The following is a 21606-nucleotide window of genomic DNA, read 5'->3' on the forward strand; positions in this document are numbered from 1 at the left end:
ATTGATTACAATGTATATGAAACAATATGCATTTCAAACAAAAACACAACATAATTGTAAATTTGTTATATGACGCAGGTGCCCTCCTAGGTATTCATTGATCCCTAGGAGTTTTTTAAATTCCCCACACATAACCTAAAAGAAGAAACAATCTCACCTAAATTGTTGGGTTTCACCCATAACACAAATTAGATGGAGTTTTCTTGCCGAAAAGGATAAAACCTAATAATATTTTTATTTTTCAGAAAAATAAAACAATATTTCAAACTTTATTGTATAATGTTGTAAAAAGATGTCGGAGGGATTTAATGTTACATAAAATATCTCAATTCACAATTAAGCTTTCATCCATTTTTTTATCACTGTTACTATTATTAAATTTACCTTATTTATTTATCACTCAAAACGGATTTACCTTTCAACCAATTCTTTTTTTTAATCAGATTGTTACTATGTTAAAGGATGTTTTCTCCCCTGAATCATTAGTGGTTATAGGATCAGACCCGAAATTTGGTAGTTTCAAAAAAACACCCTTATTCCCAACCGTTTTAGAACCTTACCTATATTCATTTACTGTATTATTTTTAGCCTTTTTACTTGCGCTCTTTCTATCAGCTAGCATGGCATTTTTTTATTTTTTAGCAAAAGATTATATAAAAAAATGGGTAAATCGAATTGTGTTCATATTAGAAGCTGTCCCTGATATGATGATGATGATTTGTTTGCAAATATTTTTCATATGGTTACTTAAGAAATTCGGGGAAACTCCTGTCACCATTATTTCTTTTAATGAAAATCGAGCTTATTTACTCCCTATTTTATCTTTAGCGGTCTTACCTACATTACAAATGTTTCGGATGATGGTGTTATACATAAAAGAAGAACATGGAAAAGCTTATGTAGAAGTTGCCTATGGAAAAGGCCTTTCATCAAGTTATATACTACGCATTCATTTATTCAAAAATATATCTATCCACTTCTTCCACCATTTAAAAACGATTTTTGTTTTCTTACTTTCTAATTTATTCATTTTAGAATTTGTTTTTAATATGGATGGCATTATTCAATTTTTATTTAATAAGGCGTTTATTTCACCTCCCGCTGCATTTATCATACTGGTCATGATTATTTTACCGTTTTATACTATTTTTCAAATAATCTCATTCATGATGAATAGATGGCACAAGCACTTGAAAGGAGTAGCATTATGAAATCTATTTGGAAATCAAAACGCTTTTTAATCGGTTTCACTTATTTATTCATACTTATTTCAGCTAGTTTTATTTATAGTTGGTTCTTTAAAGATAACATCCCAAAACCTCCACAGTTACTTTACAATGACAATAACGAATTACTTGGAAAGGCCCCCTTTCCACCATCGTTAATTCCGCCTTTTGGATCTGATCGTTTTGGTGAGTCTGTTTTCTTACAAATTATAGAAGGAGCAAAATTCACTATTTTATTAGCCGTGGCAATTAGCTTCTTTCGAATTTTATGCGGAACATGTATAGGAATCCTCTTAAGTTTATTTGCTCCAAAACTCAAGAGATTTTTCCAGGCATGCTCAGAAGTTTTTTATTATATTCCAACTTTATTTATCGCATTCATACTCATCACACCCGTTAATATTGTAATCACATCAAATGCTGATGGGTTAAATCCAAATATTTCATTTACGTTTTATCAAGTACTTGTACTTATTTTCGTCGCTCTGCCTACACTTTCTTTATATATATCCTCAGAGGTTGATGAATTTATGAAACGAGATTACATTTTAAGTTCACAATTATTGGGTGCTAGCCGTTTTCATATTATGAAAAAACACTTACGAGTCTTATTACTTGACCGCTTATTTGTATTATTTATGGAACATATCGTCCAAACACTCATACTCGTTATCCATTTAGCGTTGCTTAACATTGTAATTGGCGGGATACAAATGCGGGAACTCTATGACGGAGTGCTGAAACCTGTTTCTCTATCTAATGATTGGGCAGGACTTATTGGATTAAATCGTAATGAAATGAATCTTTCATGGTGGATTATTTTTTACACCCTTGCTTCATTCTTTATTACGATTCTATTTATTAAGCTTATGACAATCGGGATTCAAGATGCACTGAAAGCAAGAGATACGCAAGTTGTAGCAATTCAAAGCGTTCCAGATCGTAAAAAATTTGTTAAAGGTAAAGATTCTTTTTCGTTTGTAGATAAAGTGAACCTTTAATCCTTTCCCATTACTCGATATTGATAGTAGTGAAATGCAAAGAAGATGATCCCTGCATTTAACAGGGATCATCTTCTTTCTGTCGCCTAACTTTTTTACATGTCTTTAGCTAGACTCATACTTGTTATATTTAAAGTGAATTGCAATCACAATTATTGTGTTTAAAATCGATTACCATACGTCCTTGAATTCTACCTTGTTCCATTTCTTCGAATACATGTTGTACTTTATCTAGAGAACAAGTTTGAACGACCGGCACTACTTTTCCTTCTGCACCGAACATGAATGCCTCTTCTAAGTCTTTACGAGTACCGACTAAAGAACCAACTACTTCAATTCCATCTAGTACAAGTCGTGGAATGTTTAAATCCATCGTTTCCACTGGTAAACCTACTGCAACGACTTTACCACAAGCACGTACCGCATCTACTGCTGAGTTGAATGCTACTTTAGAAACGGCTGTTACTACAGCTGCATAAGCACCACCAAACTCTTCTTGAACAATCTTATCAGCAGGACCTTGAGAAATTGGATTGATAGTCATATCAGCGCCAACCTCTTTTGCTAAGGCTAATTTATCGTCATTAATATCTACTGCAATTACCTTTGCACCAAATACGTTTTTAGCATATTGAATAGCTAGGTTACCTAATCCACCACAACCATAGATGACGATAGGTTGGCCAGGTTTAATATCCGATACTTTTATAGCTTTATATGTAGTTACACCCGCACATGTAATGGATGATGCTTGAGCAGGATCTAATCCTTCTGGTACTTTCACCGCATAATCTGCTGTAACAATACATTGTTCAGCCATACCACCATCTACTGAATAACCAGCATTCTTCACTTCACGGCAAAATGTTTCTCTACCCGTTACGCAATATTCACAACGCCCACAAGATTGGAACATCCATGCAATACTTACACGGTCCCCCACCTTTAGTGAAGTAACATCATCAGCAATTTTCGTCACAATACCTATACCCTCATGACCAAGAATACGGCCATCTGTGTTTCCAAAATCATGATTTGCAACGTGTAAATCAGTATGACAAACTCCACAATACTCTACATCTACTAGCGCTTCACCTGAGTGTAACGGACGTAATTCCTTTTCAATAATTTCAATGTTTGCTTTACTATTTTTATTAACTACTACTGCTTTCATATGTGATCTCCCCTTTAGTGTTTTAGAATTTTTCATGAGTTCATCTCATAACTTCTGTCTTCACTAGTTTGGCTAATCATTGTGCCGAGTTTAAGTGTTCAATCATTATTACATGTTCATCATAACATGACACTTCAAAAACAAATTGTGAAATTATGAACAATGTTTGAATTGTTGTATAAATCGTTTTTTATTTTTTTAAATGAGAGTCATCACTGGCTATAAGTAAGTCACATATTTCTACAAGAAAATAAATAAACTATTCACTAATAAAAAAGGGGCTGTCTCATAAGTCTCTTTCGAAGTAAGATCACATGAAATTGAAAAGGCAGAAACGTTATAAAATCAACATTTCTGCCTTTTACTTTTTATTCGATTTTGGCTAAAAAGCACCTTTTGGGACAGCCTCTTTTTTATATTCGTTTCATCGAAATTGTTTCACGGATACTTTGTAAATTTTGCAACGTTTCTTCTTGGCGTTGTAACGATAACCCAACGTACAAAGTATCTAATAAACTTAACTGCGCTAATCTTGATGAACTTGCTTCTGTGCGGAATTCCGTTTCACGTGTTGAAGTGTATAATGTAATATCAGCCAGTTGACTTAATGCCGATTTCTGATAGCTCGTAATCGCAATAATTTTAGCTCCTCTTGCTTTCGCTACTTCTAACGCTTCCAGTAACCCTTTATTGCTACCAGAATGAGAAATGCCGATAACAACTGAATTTTTCGAGAGTAAACCTGCTCCCATAATTTGAAAATGCGAATCAGTATGAGCAATACATGAAATACCCGTTCTCATAAATTTATGATATGCATCCATCGCAATAATACCAGAACCACCATTTCCGTAAAACTCGATTCGATTTGCTTCTTGCAAAGCTTTTACAGCTTGCTCTAATGCCGTATCATTTAACAAATGCAATGTATCTTGTAGTCCTGTAATATGTGAATGAAAAACTTTTTTAGCAACAGTTACCATACTGTCTTCTGCTGATACTTCTTCATGAATATTTTGCATCGGTGTATGGACAATTTCACGAGCTAATGTAATCTTTAAATCTTGGAACCCTTGCAAACCAAGGTGTTTACATAAGCGAAATATCGTAGCCTCGGAACTATTCGTAACTTCTGCTAATTCAGTAATAGATTTATGTACAACATCTTGTGGATGTTTTAAAATATGTTCAGCAATACTTCGCAATTTCGGTGATAAACCGTTTAACGAAGCTTGAATCTTTCCAATCCCACTTCTTGTACCAGGCATAGCATATCTTCTCCCTCCATCGTAGCTTTATCCCGTAAAAACACAATTGGTATGCGCTAATAATCAGTGGGGAATAGCCCCTCCACTGATTAAAGTTTCACTTTATTGTACCTAATTATTGAAAGAAGAAAAACCTTTATTCAGCTTCACTATATATTTTATTAGCTTTTATGCATTTTTTCGTAACATCTTCAAAAGATAATGATCCTGTTTTTGTATTTATTTTTATTTTTTCATCAACGTATTTCGTTCGAAACATTGCAACTTCCTCTTGAAAAGAACAAAGATACAGCTCAAGTTTATACAATACACCATAACGTTTCGGCACTATAACATAGAGTTTATTTTGTTTTTCTATAACTTGAATTACTTCATTGTTTTCTGTTATATATTTCCCCACACATTTTAATTTATCGAAAAAATTCACCTCATACACCTTTATAGGTCTCGGCATCTGAATCTCTTCCCCATTTATAATCTTAGCTATGTTATTTGCAATCTCTATGACCGGTGTAATATTTATATTACTTAGTACAATAATACAAACATTATCTTTTTCATATCGAATCAAATAATTCACAAAACCATTTATATCACCAAAATGACTAGTAGAAATATATTCTTCTTGTTCAATAGCCCAACCATATCCATAATGATCCGAATATGCAGTAAACATTTTTTGAAGTGAACTTTCTGAAATCACCTCTCTACTACGCAATGCTTTATGCCATTTAAACAAATCTTTAACTGTTGAATACATTCCATATGCCCCTAATGGAAATGACATATCAATATGTTCAGTTTGTTTTATATCTCCAAATATCGTATATCCTGTTGATAAAGATTCTACTATTTCTCTACCCTCATCCTCACATCCGGTATTATGCATTTGAAGTGGTTGACATATATATTTATGTATATATTCTTTATATGATAAACCAGTAATCTTTTCGATTATAATTGTTAATAAAATATAACCAGAATTTGTATAACTATATCTCTCACCTGGTTTAAACTCTAACGGGTACGTCTTTAATACATGCACAATGTCTTCTTTAGATACAGATTTTCTCATTATATCCGACCAATAATTAGGCCAACTTGTAAAATTTGAAATACCCGATGTGTGAGTTAATAGATGGTGAATTGTAACATCTTCTCCATAAGAGAATCCCTCTATATATTTTGAAATTGAGTCTTCTACCGAGAGCAATCCACGTTCTTCTAATTGTAAAATTGCTGTACTGGTAAACCCTTTCGTTAATGAACCAATTCGAAATTTTGTATCAATAGTATGAGGAATGTTAAATGTGAAATTCGCTGTTCCAAATGCTTCACTTAACAATATTTCATCATTTTTTGCAATCAGTACCGTACCATTAAAATAACTAGCCTCAGACAAACTTGACATGTACCGCTGTAATGTAGTCCTTACTTTCATACACTCCTCCTAAATAACCCCATATTTCACCGCATATAATGCAGCTTGCGTACGATCATCTACTTCCAATTTAGCTAAAACATTTGAAACATGTGTTTTTACAGTTTGTTCTGTAATATGAAGCACTGCTGCAATTTCTTTATTGCTTCGCCCTTGCGCAATTTCACGAAGTACTTCTTGTTCTCTTTTCGTTAACATAGAAAAAGGGTTTTCTTTTTCTTTCTTGACTACTGATCGTCCTAATAGTGCTGGTGTTACTTTCGGATGAAAATTCGTATTTCCTTCATGTACTGCAATAATAGAAGCTACAAGTTGCTCAGGTTGTACTTCTTTTAATTGATAACCATCTGCTCCGGCTTCAAGTGCTGGTAAAACATAATCTTGCTCTGAAAAACTGCTTAATATTAGTATCTTTATCGTTTCATCATATTGTTTTATTCGTTTTGTTGCTTCGATGCCATCCATCTTCGGCATTGATAGATCCATTAATACTACATCTGGCCTTTTTGTTTGGACGAATGTTAACGCATCTTCTCCATTTTCTGCTTCCCCAACAATTTCAAATTCTTCTCTCGTTTTCAAAAAGAATCCAAGTCCTCTTCGAACGATATGATGATCCTCAACTAGTAGTAATTTAATTTTCAACCTTCTTCTCCCCTTCAAACTGGCAATTGAATTTCAATTTTCGTACCTTTTTTCAGCTCCGTTTTTATTTGAAATGATCCCCTCATTAACTGAATACGTTCCTTCATACTTTTTAAACCGAGTGCTGACTCTCGTACCTGATCTTGTATAAATCCTATTCCGTTATCCTCTATGCAAAAATATAACTGGTTATCTTCTATTTTTAAAAGAACATGTACCTTTTCACACGAAGCATGTTTTTTACAATTATGTATCGCTTCTTGACTAATACGCCATAAAACTTCTTCTATTTCATCACCAATTGAAACCATTCCATCAATTCGAACTTCCACGTGAATTCCTAACAACTTTCCGTAATTTTTAATTGCTTCAGCTAACCCTTTCTCTAATCCTTCCGGTCTTAATTGCCAAATCAAGAGTGTCATCTCTTGTAATGCTTCCTGTGATAATTCTCCAATATAGCTCAACATCTCTTGCAAGTCTCTATCTTGCGTCATATTTAGCGTACCTTTTGCGGTTAACATGATAGAAAATAACAATTGTTTTACTGAATCATGTAAATCACGTGCAAGTCGATTTCGTTCTGCTACAACTACATATTTACGTTCTTTCTCTACTAATTGAATACGTTGTATAGTTGTTCCTATTTGAAATGCAATCGATTCCAATAATGCTAATTCTTCCTCTGAAAAATGTGTTTTTTGAGGAGAGGCGACATTTAATAGACCAAACTTCTCCGATCCAGACCTAAGGGGAATTGTCGCATGGTGCGTAACATTTTCGGTATCTCCCCAATTACATTCAATCGCATCCTCTATTCGCTTACATTCAATAATATTTGTCGCTTTTTCCAATCTTCCATTCACAAAACGCTCTACACACCAACAATCTCCTTCACACATCGGCTTCTTCTCTTGCCACGTAAGAGCTGGCGGTAAGTTTTCATCCACAAGCATACGGTGCTTTCCACTTTCATCAATAAAAAAGATCCAGCCTGTTTGCAAATTCATAACTTGTAACAATGTATGTAACACTTTTTCCAACATGTCTTGTAAGTCTGTTGCTTCATTTAATAATTCAGCAATTGCTTTTAATGCCTCTAAACGATGCATCTCTTTTTCTTCAAAGTTCATTTTCATCACCATCTATCATTATAACATTAAGAAATTTCTAAATTCTACAAATTAAAAAGAACTGAATTTCTTCAGCTCTTTGTTTATATCGATCATTTTATTATTATTTTTCTATCCAATGTTGAAAACAGCATTTCCGTTACCAAACTATTCTACTTTAGCTGTCCGATACAGATTGTCCGCTATGGGTATGCTGTAAACTTTCAGTAGTAACGACCATATTTGCTGCTGGCATTTGTACTCGATTCTTATGAAATATAGACATTAATTCAAATCTTACTTGTCTAGAAGTTTCAAAATAATCTTCTGGCTTTATTAAACCTGTAATACAAAATTCATATCCAACGTATTTCAGATTCGGATTTAAATCTGTAACACCTACATATTTAAAAGGTTCAACAGCTTCATCCTCTACTTTATAAAGACTTGAGGCCAATTTTTCATTACAGTTCACACAAACTTCCTCTAACAATTCCTTAACTCTTGTCGGATCTTCCTGATAACTTACCGTAATTCGTTCAATTACGCGCATCCAGCCTTTATTAAAATTTTGTATCGTTCTAATCTCTCCGTGTGGTATGGTAAGGAGTTTTCCTGACCATTCACGAATTTGCATAAAACGAATACTAATTTCCTCAATCGTTCCTGAGTTTGTTCCGTTAAAAGTAACAAAATCGCCAACACGAAACTCTTTGTCCGCTAATCTCGCAAAGCCTAATATAACATCTTTCAGCATCTGTTGTGCAGCAAAACCGATAACAACCCCCGCTATCCCTGCGCCTGCAATGATACTTTTTATATCTACAAATTGGCTAATTAAATATATGATTAGACTAATGATAATGATATATCTAAAAATAGATCGAATCACACTTTGAATCGTTTGCTCTACCTCTTCATCAAAAAAGCTTGATTTCCTAAAAAACCAATCAATAATGCGGTTTATGACAAATGAAATAATGATTAGAACGAAAGCAAATAGTAAAAATCTTAAAAGTAAAAACTCTCTTACATAATTAAAAAATTCTTCAGTATACGTTAATAAACTCATCTAACCACTTCCTTACTAATTAAAAAATTCATAATCGTCTCAGTTTGTTCTAGGAAAATCTATTATCTACTCTAAAATGCTGCTACCCTTACTATGTATTTTGACTTTATTACTAATTCACTTTAAACAGTATGTCTAGCTGTTCTTTTCCTTTCCCTTTAAATATACCCTTTTTAATAACCTAAGGGGAGCTAATCGTGAAATTTTTTAAACGTTAAAAGGTTATTCTACTCATTACGATTTCAACTAATTTATTCATTAACTAGATAAAAAAAGAGCTGAATTTATCAGCTCTTTTATTCGATATTAATTGTTGTTTTACTGTTTTTTTCTTCTTTCAATTTTGGCAATTCAATTGTCAGTACGCCATCTTTATAATTTGCTTTAACATTTTCTTCCTCAACTCGTTGAAAATTAAAGCGTCGAGTTACAGAACCTATAGAACGTTCTTTACGAATATATATGCCATTCTCATTTTTTTCTTCTACTTCATTATGATTAGTTGCTTGAATCGTTAATACATCTTGTTCAAATTCAACTTGAATGTTTTCTTTTTGAAAACCAGGTAAATCTGCTTTTACTGTATATTTATCAGACTGTTCATGAACATCTACTTTAAAAGTATCCATATTCATCGGTTTAAAGAAAGCATCTGTCATCCCTTCTAATAAAGAAGGCCCAAAATCAAAAATACCATTTTGACGTTTTGTTATCTCTGGAAATAAATTACGCATATTTTTTCCTCCTTATTATTTATGAATGAAAGATTATCTCTTTCTGTCTTTATTATAACACTTGGTCAAAAAAGGTCAAAGATTTTGTTTGACCTTTTTTGATGTATATTTTACCAAATAAAACAAATAAGTTATATGACATCTCTCCCTCTTATAAAGAGGAAAATATTAACATAACAACGAATAGTATATTTGCTCTTATTTTTCTTACGGAGGTTACATACAATGGGGTATATTGAAGAACTTAGAAAAATTGTCGGATCCAGACCACTCAATCTAGCAGGAGTTGCTGTAGCTGTTTTCAATAAACAAGGACAAATATTACTTCAACAAAGGCAGAATGGTATTTGGGGTGTCCCTGGTGGATTCGTTGAACTTGGTGAATCAACAGAAGAAGCTGGGAGACGAGAAGTGTTCGAAGAAACAGGAATTGAAATAGGAACCTTACAGTTAATAAGCGTATTTTCTGGAAAAGAATTTTTTGTAAAATTACCAAACGGGGATGAGTTTTATCCTATAACAATCGCATATCTTTGCAAAGACATTAAAGGCGGCTTGCTTAAAGCTGATGGGATCGAATCATTAAGTGTACAATTTTTTGATTTTGATAAGCTACCAGAGAATATTAGCCCATTTATAAAAAAATTAATTGAGCAAAACCTCGTCTCAATTTAAACGTAAAAAGAGACCTTTTTTAAAGGCCTCTTTTTTTCACTTCACTTCTGCGTTTAAGCAAGATTTAAAATGTCCAAGTGCAAATTCATGCCCTTGCGCACTAAAAGATGCAACTGCCTTTTCATAAACTACAATTTTAAATCCTTTGTTATAAGCGTCTACGGCTGTGTGAAGAACACAAATATCAGTACAAACCCCTACAAGATGCACTTCTTCTATTCCTCTTTCTCGTAACTTCATCTCTAGGTCTGTTCCTGCAAATGCACTATATCGTGTTTTATCCATGTAATATACATTCTCTGCATTTTTATATGTTTCGTACACATCTTGTAATTCACCAAACAAATCTCTTCCATTTGTACCCGTTATGTTATGAGGCGGGAATAATTTTGATTCAGGATGATATACATCATTTTCTTCATGTTTATCGATCGCAAAGACAACGTAATCTCCATTTTCAATATATTGCTTCGTTATATGTACAATTTCTTTCTCAATTTCTTGGCCCGGCTTACCGCAAGTTAAAGCACCTTTCTCAGCTACAAAATCATATGTATAATCAATATTTATAAGAGCTCGTTTCATTAACTATCTCTCCTTCTCCTGTTTCACAGTAAACAATAGAAAATTTGTTATTACGACATCGTACGTACTATTCGACATTTCAAATGAAATACCTACATTTTTCTTCTGAAACTTACCTTATTCCGAGTTTATCATATAATAGCTAAACAAGGGTAAAATAAATAGCCCCTATTAATAAGTCATGAATTTGATAATGGAGCGTAACTTGCATAACCTCCTATATCATAAACCAAATTACTGACATCATCATATTAATCAAGAAGATACAAATACACCGATTCACCTCTTCAACCTCTTTTTCTGTCATAGTAGTAACGAGTGATCTCTTCCTAATTTAATCATATTAGAAAACGAAACAAGTGATTCACTATTACATCCTCTAGTATAAACAAAAAAGTACACTACTTTTTGAGTAATGTACTTTTTATTCTTCTTATGACGCTGGTTTTGTTTCGAATGTTGCCTGATTAAAACTAATAACCTTTCCTTTCGGATCATTGTTTTCATACTGAACTGCCGTAATCGTATGACTACCTGTTTCAAGCGTCTTTTCTTTTAATTGTACTGTTGTCTGTGTTGTACTAGTTACTTGATATTTATCTGCAAACACTCGATCTACAAATACGAATGTTTCTTTATCATTTTGAAAATTAGAGAGCTCTAATTCAACGTGTTGAATTAAAGTATCCTTTTTAATGAATACAGCTGGTATATTACCATTCTCAGAAGTACCGTCTGGTGTAATAACTTTTACTTTTCCTTCTCCGACTGGCACTGCTCCTTCAGGAAATACTACTATATTCTCATTACTTGCGTTTACAACTCTTTCTTCCTGCTTTGATTGCGCACCCTCTTTTTCTTGTGGAGCGCCGCAACCGGCTAATAACAATACAGACAATCCAGTGATTATGAATTTTTTCAAAATTCATCCCCCCTGTCATTTCATTATAATTTATTATACAAAAATAACTTTTAAATTTTAAAACTATTTTCAACACTTTCATGAACAAATAGAATATTGCTCACGATTAATGTATCATACTTTCCTTAATAGAACATTAATTTTTTTATGAAATAAATTGGGATAAATAGTAATTCCCTCTTATCTATCATTTTAGCCTAACAGATTAATTACATACCTATCCAAAATAAAAAGACATTGTTTATTCAATGTCTTTTTATTTTGAGCTTTAAAAAACAAATGTTGTAATCTCATCTACTTCTTTTCTTGGAAGTTTCTTCGGCTTATCTTTCGGAAAACCGAGCGATATAACCATATTTATTTGTTTTTCAGGCTCAATTTGTAAATATTGTCGTAGTTCATCTTGAGCTAACAATACCGGTCCTGTCATTGGGCATGTCCCAAGCCCCTTCGCATGTGCAGCCAACATTAAGTTTTGTGCCGCTAAACAACTGCTCTTAATTCCTTCTTCTTCCCAAACTGAATCTGGAACAAAAGCAATCGGATCAAATATCTTTTCACGAAACTTTGATTCATATGGCGTTGCCAAACATACGATTAATACTGGTGCCTCCGAGAAAGCTGTTGCATATGGTCCGAAAGAACGTGTAAGTAATTTCCCCGCTTTCTCTTCTCCGTTTTTTGCCGCTTTTGCCGCAAGTTTATGTAATGCATCCCATGTCATTTGTTCAATTTCTTTAATTTTCTCTCGGTTCATAATGACCAAGAACTCCCAAGTTTGTGAGTTCGTATCACTCGGTGCATAACGAGCACAATCAATAATATCTTTTATATCACTAGTGGCTACTTCTTGTTCCGTGAACTTTCTAACACTTCGTCTACCGTGAATTACTTCTTTAAAATCTTCATAATTCATACATTAAATCCCCTTTTTACAGCGTTTTCAAATCTTGTCCTATGCTTGAATTATATCATGAAAAAAAAGCTGGAGTAATACCAGCTTTTTTCTTCAATATTAGTTCGTAACTTTAAACAAACGAATACTTTCTTCATATGCAACTTGGAGTTTCTTTGTAATCGGTCCTCTTTCGCCTTTTCCGAACTGCTCGTCACCAATTTGAACGACTGGGAATATTTCAAGTGGCGTCGCTGTGAAGAAGCATTCATCGGCCTCATACACTTCTTGAAGTGAAAATTCTCTTTCTTCTACTTCAATATGTAACTCTTTCGCTAATGTAATAACGTAGTGACGTGTAATGCCGTGTAGAATGAAATTGTCAGCCGGATGTGTAATCAATTTATTATTTTTCACCATAAAGAAATTTGAATGACACCCTTCCGTTACAATTCCTTCTCGTACTAATATCGCTTCTTGATAGCCTTGTTCGTTTATTTTATTTTTAATCATAATATTAGGTAGCAGATTTAAGGATTTTATATGACAAAACTTCCAGCGTATATCCTCTTCTACAGTAACTTTTATTCCTCGTTCCATAGCCGTGATTGGCCTTGGAAAAGAAACAATGTTTGCAAAATATGTTGGTTGCATATTTGACTCATATACATGATTACGTGCTTGAGCACCTCTTGATATTTGCAAATATACATTACCATCTTCTTGAAATTGATTTTTTTCAATCATTTGATATAACTCTTCCACTAACTCTTCCTTAGTAAACGGTGGAATTAATTTTATTTCTTCCATAGAATGAAAGAATCGTTCTAAATGTAAATCTAATAAATGTGGCTTCCCATCATATAGTCTGAATACCTCGTATATACCATCACCAAATTGAAAGCCTCTCTCCTCTAATGGAATCATCGGCTGTTCTTCCTTCGTATTTACAATTCTTCCGTTAAATAAAACCCAATCTTTATGAGTAGCTTTCATTTATTCCCACTCCTTTATTTCATGATTATTTTAATTGTACAACTTATGCACACTCAAAAGAAGGAATTTTCTGTATTTTAACAAAATAAAAAGTGCATCACCTATTTAAAGTGATGCACTAGATTATTCATTTACTTCAGAAAATATTTTTCAATATCATCTAACATAAGATTTGCAGCTACAATACCACCTGCTGTATTCCAAATCACTTCATCTACTTGGAATACTTTATTATCTTTAGAAGCCTGCAGTTGTTTAAATAGTGGATCTTCTGTCCATTCTTTTGCTAATGTATTTCCTTCATTATTCTTATCCGCGTCTTTATCAGATGTGAAATAGAATAAATAATCCCCGTCCATATTTGGAATTTGCTCTTTTGTAATTCCTTTAATTGCAAATTCATCTTTATCTTGTAATGGTGGTCGTTTAAATCCAATATCATTTAATACAACACCTGAGAATGAATTTTTTTGATAAATACGAACATCACCAGGGACGAAGCGAATAATTGAAACTTTAGAATTAATTTTATCACCTAATTGTCCTTTTATTGCTGCAATACGCTTTTTATAATCATTTAGAGCATTTTGCCCTTCTTTTTCTTTATTTACAGCTTTTGTATAAAGTGTGAAGTTTTCTTTCCAATCACCGCGTAATGTTTCAGCATATACTGTTGGCGCGATTTCTTTTAACTGCTCGTATATTTTTTCGTGACGCATTTTATTTCCTATAATTAAATCCGGCTGAAGCTTCATTACTGCTTCTAAATTAATGTCACGCTCAGTTCCTACTACTTTCGTATTTTTTAACTCTTTCGCTAAATGAGGATACCATTCATCACCAGCTCGTGGTTTCGTCGTTCCAACTGGCGTTACTCCAACAGTTAAAAGTGCCTCAGCACCCTCATTTGTTAAAACAACAACTCTTTTTGGCGTACCATTTACTGTCGTTTCGCCCATTGCATGCTTTATACTATAAGAATCTTTTGCCTTTACTAATGTATCTTTATCTTTCTTCTCTTCTTCTTTACCGCACCCTGCGATTACGACCATTAGTAACATAACGCAAAGTATAAGAATATTTTTAGTGCGTGTCATAAGCCCTCCTAGATGAAATTGATTATCATTTACACTTAAAGATTAATGTATATCTCATACATTGTCAATAGATATATCAGAAAACTTTTTCAATATATATAATTCCGCCCTCATTTTTATTCAAAATATTTTTGTACCTATTTACTACTCAAATTTTTTAAGCGTAACATGTAAAAAAGTAATGGGCATAAGAAAGTAATTGTAATTCCAGTCAATACATAACGTAAATAAAAAAACCGCCTTATGTAAGGCGGTTTCTATCATTTTGCTTTAACCAATTTAATATAAATATATACGATTGATAGTGAATATAACGTATGCAAAATAAAAGAAATAAAAGGGCTATGCCAGTGGTACTATACAGCAAACCGAACTTTAAAAAAACATTTAAAAGAGGTGGAAAGTTCGTTATGTTTTGTAATGTAAGTAGCATACAAAACAAAAGGAAAAACACTGGAGCATATTGTAATTCATACGGCTTTCTCTTCTTATTCATTCTTTTTCGAATAAACATATGGCTTAGCTCCGCTACTAAAAAACACCCTCCAATTAATACAAGACCAGAAGTCATCGTCATACATCCACCTGCCTTATATTTATCCCGCATAACTACTCATCGCTATATTTTCTTCACATATATTCCGTCTTCCACATTAAATCCAAAGCTCTCTATGAAAGATTTCACTGGTTCTGTTAATTCCGTTTGTAATACCTTTATCTCTTTCACATTTCTTTCTTTCATCATCATTTCAAATGTGAAATATGTATTTGTCCCATAACCGTAACTTTGATAGTCAAAGTGAATAATTAACTGAGATAAAATCGCAGTCTCCCCTTGAACACGATAATCTATTACACCAATATATGTATCATCGACTTTCACACAATACTGTACCTGTTTCTCACTTAAACTATGTGAGCGAAACATTTCTTTTACAACGTTTTCATTTTCTACAGTTACTTTTTCAAACGTAATCATATGTTGTCCATCCTTTTACTATTATTGTATCAATAATACGTCCTATTTATGAAAAAAACCTTAAGACCATATACGATCTTAAGGTTTTTCTAATTAAACTAAGCTATACGCACGTTTCGTTTCTTCGTGGAACTTATTCGTATCGTATTTATGCTCAACATAAATTTGATGCCATACCATAAACGCAAGTACAGTCCAAATTTTACGGCTATAATCGCCTTTATCTGCACAATGTGCTTCCAGTAAGTTTAATACATACTGTTTGTCGATTAAATGCTCTGTCTTACTCTCGTTTATAATATTGATAGCCCAATCATGCATTTCGTCTTTTAACCAGTGACGAATTGGTACTGGGAATCCAAGTTTTTTACGATCTAATACGTGATCTGGAACGATTCCGCGTGCTGCTTCACGTAAAATAGCTTTCGTAGTTCCGTTAGCAATCTTAAATTCAGTTGGAATTTTAGATGCAACATCGAATACTTCTTTATCTAAGAACGGTACACGAAGTTCTAATGAGTTTGCCATTGTCATTTTATCAGCTTTTAATAAAATGTCACCGCGTAACCATGTGAACATGTCAATGTACTGCATTTTGCTTACATCATCATAATCTTTAATTTCGTTATACAATGGTTTCGTGATATCCATATAGTTAACACTTTCATTGTAATACTTCATTAATTCAGCTTTCTCTTCTTCACGGAAGATTTTCGCGTTTCCATAGTAACGCTCTTCAATTGGCGTACATCCACGCTCTAGGAAGCTCTTTCCTTTAAAGCCTTCTTTAAGAGCACCACTTAGTGCTTTTAGAACGCTCTTACCTGGGCTAGGAATGTAAGAGAACATTTTCAGTGAGTTTGGCTCACGATAAATGTTATAACCACCAAATAGCTCGTCTGCACCTTCGCCTGAAAGAACAACTGTTACATGCTTACGTGCTTCTTTAGCAACGAAGTACAACGGTACAGCTGCTGGATCTGCTAAAGGATCATCCATATGCCAAATGATTTTTGGGAACTCATCCATAAACTCTTTCGCTGAAATGAATACGTTATGGTTTTTAACGCCTAATTTCTCAGCAGTTTCTTTCGCAACATCAACTTCACTGAAACCACGTTGCTCAAACCCAACAGAGAATGTTAAAAGATTTGGATTCATTTCTCTTGCGATAGAAGCGATGATAGATGAATCGATACCACCAGATAAGAATGAACCTACTGGTACATCACTGCGCATATGCACTTTTACTGAATCATATAACACATCACGAATTGCTTGGATATGCTCCTCTTTCGTTGCACTTGAAGCATTGAAATAAGGTTTCCAGTAGCGATGGATTTCCATCTCTTTACCGATTTCTTTTACGAAATAATGACCAGGTTCGATTTTATTAACATCAATTGTTAATGTTTCTGGCTCTGGACCATATTGGTACGTAAAATAATGTTGTAATGACGTTGGGTTAACGCCTTTATCTTCCATCACATGCATAATACTTTTCTTCTCAGATGCGAAGAATGTAGTATCACCTTGTTGTGCGATGTACAAAGGTTTAATACCGAAGTGGTCACGTGCACCGAAAAGTTTCTTTTCTTCACGATCCCAAATCATAAATGCAAACATACCACGAAGGTAGTCTACACATTTTTCTTTCATATGTGCATACAATGCAATGATAACTTCTGTATCAGATTGCGTTGCAAACGTTGCACCTTTTTCAAGTAACATTTCACGTAATTCTACATAGTTGTAAATTTCACCATTAAAAATAATTACATATCGATCATTTTCATAAGTTAGCGGCTGATGTCCTGCCTCTAAGTCAATGATACTTAAACGGCGGAAGCCAAATTGTACATGCTCATCACGAAAATATCCTTCGTCATCTGGACCACGGTGGAAAATCATCGTGTTCATATTTTCAAATTGATGTTTTTCTGTTTCTGAAAACTCTCTAGGGTTTTCACATAAACATCCTACAAAACCACACATACTTCTTACCCTCTTTCAGTTTTCATTCTGTCTCTATACTACTATATCAACCCTATTTATACTAGCATAATCAACTGAATATGGCGACCAAAAACTATAAAAAAATCACTCCATTTCACATTTTTAACAATTTTTTATGAAAACATGAAAATTAGGCAATCACCTTTCTCCGCTTTTGTCATATGATATTGCAAATTGATTTCTAGGAGGGAATACCATGAGTGAAGAAAAAAAAGACTCTTCTCGCCCACCGGTTCGCAATTATTTAAAGCAAATTGATGATTTCTTCGAGCAAACACCACTTCGCAATGTAATTGCTGATTTAAATCATTTTTTCCAAAAAGGAAATCGTTTATTAACATTCCCTGTAGATTTATACGAAGTTGGCGAAGAACTCGTTGTTACAGCTGAACTACCAGGTATACAAAAAGAACAAATTCAAATTGAAATACAAAATGAATACTTAAAAGTCTCTGTAAAAGAAGAGATACTGGAAGAAGAAGAGCAAACATCCCATAACTATTATCGCCGAGAACGTTCCATTTCAGAAGCATCAAGATTAATTAAGTTGCCGTATTCAATTAATAAAAAAGCAGCGAAAGCTTCATATCAAAATGGCGTGTTAGAAATTCGGGCACCAAAACTTCCACAGCAACATGACATTTTATCCATAGACTAATGTAAAAAAGAAGGGTGCTTTAATCTGCACCCCCTCTTTTTATTCTGCTAATCGTTTCATATCACGTATAATGTCTTCATACGGCGTATTGCTAATACCATTATACTTTTTCATTACTTTTCCGTTTTGATCAATTAAATAAAATGATGTTCCATGTATAACTTGACCATTCTCTGGTTTATCTACAAGTGATTGGAAATTATCTTTTGAAAACTTTGTAATATCTTCTAACGAATAACCTGTTAACAGGTTCCAGTTACTTGTATCTTCTGTAAACTTTTGAATGAAAGCTTTCAAGTTTTCTGGCTTATCAAGGTCAGGATCTACGCTAAATGATACAAACTGAACATCTAATTTCTCTTCCTTCGCCATTTTCTGTAATTTTGCCATATTAGCAGTCATTGGCGGACAAACTGTTTGACAGTTTGTGAACATAAAATCTGCAACCCAAACTTTCCCTTTTAAATCTTTTGTACCAAATGGCTTTCCATCTTGATTTGTAAATTGGAAAGTTTCTAAATCCCAATTTAATGGTTTACGAAGCTTTGAACCTGATCCACTACATCCAGCAAGTACAAAGAGACAAAATACAACCATAAGACCAATTATTTTTTGATAACGCTTCATTTATAAACCTCTTTTCTCTATCCTAAATTTAAATAGGCTATGCTTATCATAACAAAAGTTAACACTACGAGAAAATTGTTTACTACATTTGTTCACGAAATCGTACGAATTTACGTATGTTACTTCTTTATTTCAAGCGAATTACTAGACAAAATATATTTTTTCACTATTATTTCTCTAAATAGAAGTTGCAAAACTAATTTTATTGTTACTTTTGTAAATAGATCCCCCTATTTTTTAACAATTCCTTAAACATTCATCCATGTTATACACTGTATTCCTTAACAACATTTCGGTACAATACAATTACAACGATTTTAAATGAGGTGATGTTCATGGCAAAGCGCTATGAAAATATGGATAATGTGAGTACAAAAAAATCAATTCGCTCTTTTATACGCTGGCGTAAAGAACGAAAGCAAAACAAAAAAGATTTTTCTTTCTTAGTAGAACAATCACCCGTTAAACAAAGTGCATTTTTGCAAAGTAATGTTGAAAAAACGACTGTCACATGGATTGGGCATTCCACTTTTCTTATCCAAACGAATGGACTTAATATATTAACGGATCCAGTATGGGCCAATAAATTGAAGCTAGTCCCAAGACTTACTAAACCTGGTCTTTCTATACAAGAACTACCTAAAATTGATATTGTCCTCATTTCACATGGTCATTATGATCATTTAGATTTTTCAACACTTCGCCAACTTAATGATGACGTATTATACTTAGTACCCATTGGGCTAAAAAAATTATTTACTCGTAAAAAATTCAACAATGTAGAAGAGTATAAATGGTGGGAAAGTACGACTATTGATGATGTTTCCTTTCACTTCGTACCTGCTCAGCACTGGACGAGAAGATCATTATTTGATATGAACACATCTCACTGGGGTGGATGGATTATTAAAAATGACAATGTGGAGGAAACCATTTATTTTTGTGGAGACAGTGGCTATTTCCAAGGTTTCAAAGAAATTGGCAAACGCTTTTCAATTGATATTGCCCTTATGCCAATTGGAGCTTATGAACCAGAATGGTTTATGAAAATATCTCACGTTTCACCTGAAGAAGCAGTGCAAGCTTATTTAGATTTAAATGCTACACACTTTATACCAATGCATTACGGAGCTTTTGCACTCGCCGATGAAACACCTCGTGAGGCAATAACAAGACTTCGAAATAATTGGAATTTACGTATGTTACCGTGGGAACAACTGCATGTACTCTTTTTAGGTCAAACTTTCACTTATAATGGCGAAACACATGCTAAGAAAGTGAATGAAAAAATTAACACATTACATGTATAACGTAACTACTTATCTTCTATATCCAACATATACTATAGAAAATCATAAAGTGAAACTTTAATTAGTGGGTGTTTTCTATGAATGAATATTTACAGACTCGCTATATCATTAGCGGGAGTGCCTGTATAGCCCTTCTTATTTCTTACTTTCTATTCACATAAAAAAGCTACTTGAAATAAATTTCAAGTAGCTTTTTTATTACTCTGCTAAATACATAAATCCGATTGCACCCGGACCTGTATGAGTACTAATAATAGGCGTTGTAAAGAAAATTTCTGATTTAGCAAATCCACTTACTTTTTCAACAGCCGCTTTTACATTTTCAGCTAAAGGAATTGCTTTCGCATGCGGAATTGCCACAGCTTTTATAACTTTCCCAGCTGTATCTTCCTCAAATAACTTAGCTAACGTTTTTACAATTTGACCTTGGCTACGCACTTTCGTTACAGGGTTATAAACACCATCTTCAAGGCTAGCAATTGGTTTTATATTAAGCAACGAACCGATAAACGCTTTTCCTTTACCGATACGCCCACCCTTCACTAAGTTTTCTAATGTATCTACTACTACATATAAACGAGTATTCTTCCTTACTTCATCTACACGTTTTAAAATTTCTTCTAGTGAGCGTCCTTCATTTGCCATTTTCGCAGCTTCAACTACTTGATATGCTAAAGCATGTGTAATAAATTGCGAATCAACAACTGTTACTTTTGTGTCGGTCATTGATGCAGCACTATTTGCAGTTGCCACAGTACCACTCATTCCACTTGTCATATGAATGGAAAGTACTTCACTTCCATCTTCACCTAACTTGTCATACATTTCTACAAATGTACCCATTGCTGGTTGTGATGTTTTTGGTAGTTCCTCTGATTTAATCATTTCTTCAATAAATTCATCTGGTTGTAGATCAACGCGATCTAAATATGTTTTTCCATTTACAGAGATTGATAATGGTAGAACATGAATGTCATATTTCTCAATTACCTCTTGTGATAAATCTGCCGTTGAATCTGTTACAATTTTAATTTTTTGCATATTATATTCTTCCCTTTCCAATACGCTCTCCTTGTTATTATACTAGTATTCCCATTGCTTTCAACAATTTGAAACGAAATTTCATTAAATTAATTATATTTTTATATCTAAAATGAAAAAGACAGAGCTCTT

At 33.5% G+C, this 21606-nt stretch carries 22 protein-coding genes and 1 pseudogene; 5 read left to right on the plus strand and 18 right to left on the minus strand.

Annotated features, from left to right (window positions below; genetic code table 11):
* Window positions 1-308 precede the first annotated feature (308 nt).
* Window positions 309-1211 (plus strand): ABC transporter permease subunit, encoded by a 903-nt coding sequence (locus tag PDK19_RS05665; RefSeq protein ID WP_049112871.1) that lies wholly within the window; start codon window positions 309-311, stop codon window positions 1209-1211.
* Window positions 1208-2227 carry an ABC transporter permease gene (locus PDK19_RS05670; RefSeq protein ID WP_000836561.1) on the plus strand — a complete coding sequence of 340 codons (1020 nt, stop codon included), beginning with the start codon at window positions 1208-1210 and terminating at the stop codon, window positions 2225-2227. The genes PDK19_RS05665 and PDK19_RS05670 overlap by 4 nt, the downstream gene beginning before the upstream one ends.
* Window positions 2228-2357: 130 nt before the next feature.
* On the opposite strand, the gene adhP is transcribed toward PDK19_RS05670, so the two are convergent.
* The 7 genes from adhP to PDK19_RS05705 form a co-directional block, all read right to left on the minus strand.
* Window positions 2358-3401, minus strand: coding sequence for an alcohol dehydrogenase AdhP (gene adhP / locus PDK19_RS05675; RefSeq protein ID WP_000649103.1), 1044 nt, complete (start codon window positions 3399-3401; stop codon window positions 2358-2360).
* Window positions 3402-3814: 413 nt separating this feature from the next.
* On the minus strand, window positions 3815-4669 hold the full coding sequence (locus PDK19_RS05680; protein WP_001119639.1) for a MurR/RpiR family transcriptional regulator: 855 nt from the start codon (window positions 4667-4669) through the stop codon (window positions 3815-3817).
* A 136-nt stretch (window positions 4670-4805) separates the two neighbouring features.
* A complete protein-coding gene (locus PDK19_RS05685; protein ID WP_014893780.1) occupies window positions 4806-6110 on the minus strand; it encodes a serine hydrolase domain-containing protein in 1305 nt (434 codons plus the stop codon).
* Window positions 6111-6119: 9 nt separating this feature from the next.
* Window positions 6120-6755, minus strand: a complete 636-nt coding sequence (locus tag PDK19_RS05690) for a response regulator (protein ID WP_000694618.1) — start codon at window positions 6753-6755, stop codon at window positions 6120-6122.
* Between the two features lie 14 nt (window positions 6756-6769).
* Entirely contained in the window at window positions 6770-7867 is a 1098-nt protein-coding gene (locus PDK19_RS05695) for a sensor histidine kinase (RefSeq protein ID WP_139303041.1), read from the minus strand.
* 178 nt (window positions 7868-8045) lie between these two features.
* Window positions 8046-8939, minus strand: a complete 894-nt coding sequence (locus PDK19_RS05700; protein WP_000055419.1) for a mechanosensitive ion channel family protein — start codon at window positions 8937-8939, stop codon at window positions 8046-8048.
* 296 nt (window positions 8940-9235) lie between these two features.
* Entirely contained in the window at window positions 9236-9673 is a 438-nt protein-coding gene (locus tag PDK19_RS05705; RefSeq protein WP_001245061.1) for an Hsp20/alpha crystallin family protein, read from the minus strand.
* Between the two features lie 225 nt (window positions 9674-9898).
* Between PDK19_RS05705 and PDK19_RS05710 the strand changes: the two genes are divergently transcribed.
* Entirely contained in the window at window positions 9899-10348 is a 450-nt protein-coding gene (locus tag PDK19_RS05710; protein WP_000540510.1) for an NUDIX hydrolase, read from the plus strand.
* 36 nt (window positions 10349-10384) lie between these two features.
* Here the strand turns inward: PDK19_RS05710 and PDK19_RS05715 are convergent, their stop codons facing one another.
* From PDK19_RS05715 to asnB, 9 genes and pseudogenes are all read right to left on the minus strand, one after another.
* Window positions 10385-10933, minus strand: a complete 549-nt coding sequence (locus PDK19_RS05715; RefSeq protein ID WP_000816765.1) for a cysteine hydrolase family protein — start codon at window positions 10931-10933, stop codon at window positions 10385-10387.
* A 433-nt stretch (window positions 10934-11366) separates the two neighbouring features.
* Window positions 11367-11855: a hypothetical protein gene (locus tag PDK19_RS05720; protein ID WP_000713485.1), complete on the minus strand. Its 489-nt coding sequence runs from the start codon at window positions 11853-11855 to the stop codon at window positions 11367-11369.
* Window positions 11856-12123: 268 nt separating this feature from the next.
* Window positions 12124-12771, minus strand: coding sequence for a nitroreductase family protein (locus PDK19_RS05725; RefSeq protein ID WP_001105292.1), 648 nt, complete (start codon window positions 12769-12771; stop codon window positions 12124-12126).
* 99 nt (window positions 12772-12870) lie between these two features.
* A complete protein-coding gene (dat, locus tag PDK19_RS05730) occupies window positions 12871-13746 on the minus strand; it encodes a D-amino-acid transaminase (protein ID WP_000648394.1) in 876 nt (291 codons plus the stop codon).
* A gap of 131 nt (window positions 13747-13877) precedes the next feature.
* Window positions 13878-14843, minus strand: a complete 966-nt coding sequence (locus tag PDK19_RS05735; protein ID WP_000198716.1) for an ABC transporter substrate-binding protein — start codon at window positions 14841-14843, stop codon at window positions 13878-13880.
* Between the two features lie 137 nt (window positions 14844-14980).
* Window positions 14981-15076, minus strand: a pseudogene (locus tag PDK19_RS27370) (phosphatase PAP2 family protein); the annotation flags it as partial.
* 8 nt (window positions 15077-15084) lie between these two features.
* Entirely contained in the window at window positions 15085-15414 is a 330-nt protein-coding gene (locus PDK19_RS05740) for a hypothetical protein (protein ID WP_000200470.1), read from the minus strand.
* Window positions 15415-15462: 48 nt separating this feature from the next.
* Complete coding sequence (locus tag PDK19_RS05745; RefSeq protein ID WP_000627505.1) at window positions 15463-15822, minus strand: GNAT family N-acetyltransferase; 360 nt, start codon at window positions 15820-15822, stop codon at window positions 15463-15465.
* Window positions 15823-15915: 93 nt separating this feature from the next.
* The gene (gene asnB, locus PDK19_RS05750; RefSeq protein WP_000333816.1) at window positions 15916-17817 is read right to left on the minus strand and encodes an asparagine synthase (glutamine-hydrolyzing); all 1902 of its coding nucleotides are present in this window, start codon (window positions 17815-17817) and stop codon (window positions 15916-15918) included.
* A 217-nt stretch (window positions 17818-18034) separates the two neighbouring features.
* On the opposite strand from asnB, the gene PDK19_RS05755 reads away from it, so the two are divergent.
* Window positions 18035-18496, plus strand: coding sequence for an Hsp20/alpha crystallin family protein (locus tag PDK19_RS05755; RefSeq protein WP_001288082.1), 462 nt, complete (start codon window positions 18035-18037; stop codon window positions 18494-18496).
* Window positions 18497-18535: 39 nt separating this feature from the next.
* Here the strand turns inward: PDK19_RS05755 and PDK19_RS05760 are convergent, their stop codons facing one another.
* Window positions 18536-19123 carry an SCO family protein gene (locus PDK19_RS05760; RefSeq protein ID WP_000833339.1) on the minus strand — a complete coding sequence of 196 codons (588 nt, stop codon included), beginning with the start codon at window positions 19121-19123 and terminating at the stop codon, window positions 18536-18538.
* Window positions 19124-19458: 335 nt separating this feature from the next.
* Here PDK19_RS05760 and PDK19_RS05765 point away from each other — a divergent pair, with 335 nt between their 5' ends.
* Window positions 19459-20433 carry an MBL fold metallo-hydrolase gene (locus tag PDK19_RS05765; RefSeq protein WP_001129621.1) on the plus strand — a complete coding sequence of 325 codons (975 nt, stop codon included), beginning with the start codon at window positions 19459-19461 and terminating at the stop codon, window positions 20431-20433.
* A 198-nt stretch (window positions 20434-20631) separates the two neighbouring features.
* Here the strand turns inward: PDK19_RS05765 and PDK19_RS05770 are convergent, their stop codons facing one another.
* The gene (locus PDK19_RS05770) at window positions 20632-21474 is read right to left on the minus strand and encodes a DegV family protein (RefSeq protein ID WP_270706724.1); all 843 of its coding nucleotides are present in this window, start codon (window positions 21472-21474) and stop codon (window positions 20632-20634) included.
* Window positions 21475-21606: the final 132 nt, after the last annotated feature.

The sequence above is a fragment of the Bacillus cereus group sp. BcHK124 genome (genome assembly GCF_027712065.1).
Taxonomy (GTDB): Bacteria; Bacillota; Bacilli; order Bacillales; family Bacillaceae_G; genus Bacillus_A; species Bacillus_A pacificus.

Excerpts from the sequence above, each read along its gene's own strand:
- PDK19_RS05665 (WP_049112871.1), top strand. The coding sequence starts at position 309 with ATGTTACATAAAATATCTCAATTCACAATTAAGCTTTCATCCATTTTT.
- PDK19_RS05670 (WP_000836561.1), top strand. The coding sequence starts at position 1,208 with ATGAAATCTATTTGGAAATCAAAACGCTTTTTAATCGGTTTCACTTAT.
- adhP (WP_000649103.1), bottom strand. The coding sequence starts at position 3,401 with ATGAAAGCAGTAGTAGTTAATAAAAATAGTAAAGCAAACATTGAAATT.
- PDK19_RS05680 (WP_001119639.1), bottom strand. The coding sequence starts at position 4,669 with ATGCCTGGTACAAGAAGTGGGATTGGAAAGATTCAAGCTTCGTTAAAC.
- PDK19_RS05685 (WP_014893780.1), bottom strand. The coding sequence starts at position 6,110 with ATGAAAGTAAGGACTACATTACAGCGGTACATGTCAAGTTTGTCTGAG.
- PDK19_RS05695 (WP_139303041.1), bottom strand. The coding sequence starts at position 7,867 with ATGCATCGTTTAGAGGCATTAAAAGCAATTGCTGAATTATTAAATGAA.
- PDK19_RS05700 (WP_000055419.1), bottom strand. The coding sequence starts at position 8,939 with ATGAGTTTATTAACGTATACTGAAGAATTTTTTAATTATGTAAGAGAG.
- PDK19_RS05705 (WP_001245061.1), bottom strand. The coding sequence starts at position 9,673 with ATGCGTAATTTATTTCCAGAGATAACAAAACGTCAAAATGGTATTTTT.
- PDK19_RS05710 (WP_000540510.1), top strand. The coding sequence starts at position 9,899 with ATGGGGTATATTGAAGAACTTAGAAAAATTGTCGGATCCAGACCACTC.
- PDK19_RS05715 (WP_000816765.1), bottom strand. The coding sequence starts at position 10,933 with ATGAAACGAGCTCTTATAAATATTGATTATACATATGATTTTGTAGCT.
- PDK19_RS05725 (WP_001105292.1), bottom strand. The coding sequence starts at position 12,771 with ATGAATTATGAAGATTTTAAAGAAGTAATTCACGGTAGACGAAGTGTT.
- dat (WP_000648394.1), bottom strand. The coding sequence starts at position 13,746 with ATGAAAGCTACTCATAAAGATTGGGTTTTATTTAACGGAAGAATTGTA.
- PDK19_RS05735 (WP_000198716.1), bottom strand. The coding sequence starts at position 14,843 with ATGACACGCACTAAAAATATTCTTATACTTTGCGTTATGTTACTAATG.
- PDK19_RS05740 (WP_000200470.1), bottom strand. The coding sequence starts at position 15,414 with ATGACTTCTGGTCTTGTATTAATTGGAGGGTGTTTTTTAGTAGCGGAG.
- PDK19_RS05745 (WP_000627505.1), bottom strand. The coding sequence starts at position 15,822 with ATGATTACGTTTGAAAAAGTAACTGTAGAAAATGAAAACGTTGTAAAA.
- asnB (WP_000333816.1), bottom strand. The coding sequence starts at position 17,817 with ATGTGTGGTTTTGTAGGATGTTTATGTGAAAACCCTAGAGAGTTTTCA.
- PDK19_RS05755 (WP_001288082.1), top strand. The coding sequence starts at position 18,035 with ATGAGTGAAGAAAAAAAAGACTCTTCTCGCCCACCGGTTCGCAATTAT.
- PDK19_RS05760 (WP_000833339.1), bottom strand. The coding sequence starts at position 19,123 with ATGAAGCGTTATCAAAAAATAATTGGTCTTATGGTTGTATTTTGTCTC.
- PDK19_RS05765 (WP_001129621.1), top strand. The coding sequence starts at position 19,459 with ATGGCAAAGCGCTATGAAAATATGGATAATGTGAGTACAAAAAAATCA.
- PDK19_RS05770 (WP_270706724.1), bottom strand. The coding sequence starts at position 21,474 with ATGCAAAAAATTAAAATTGTAACAGATTCAACGGCAGATTTATCACAA.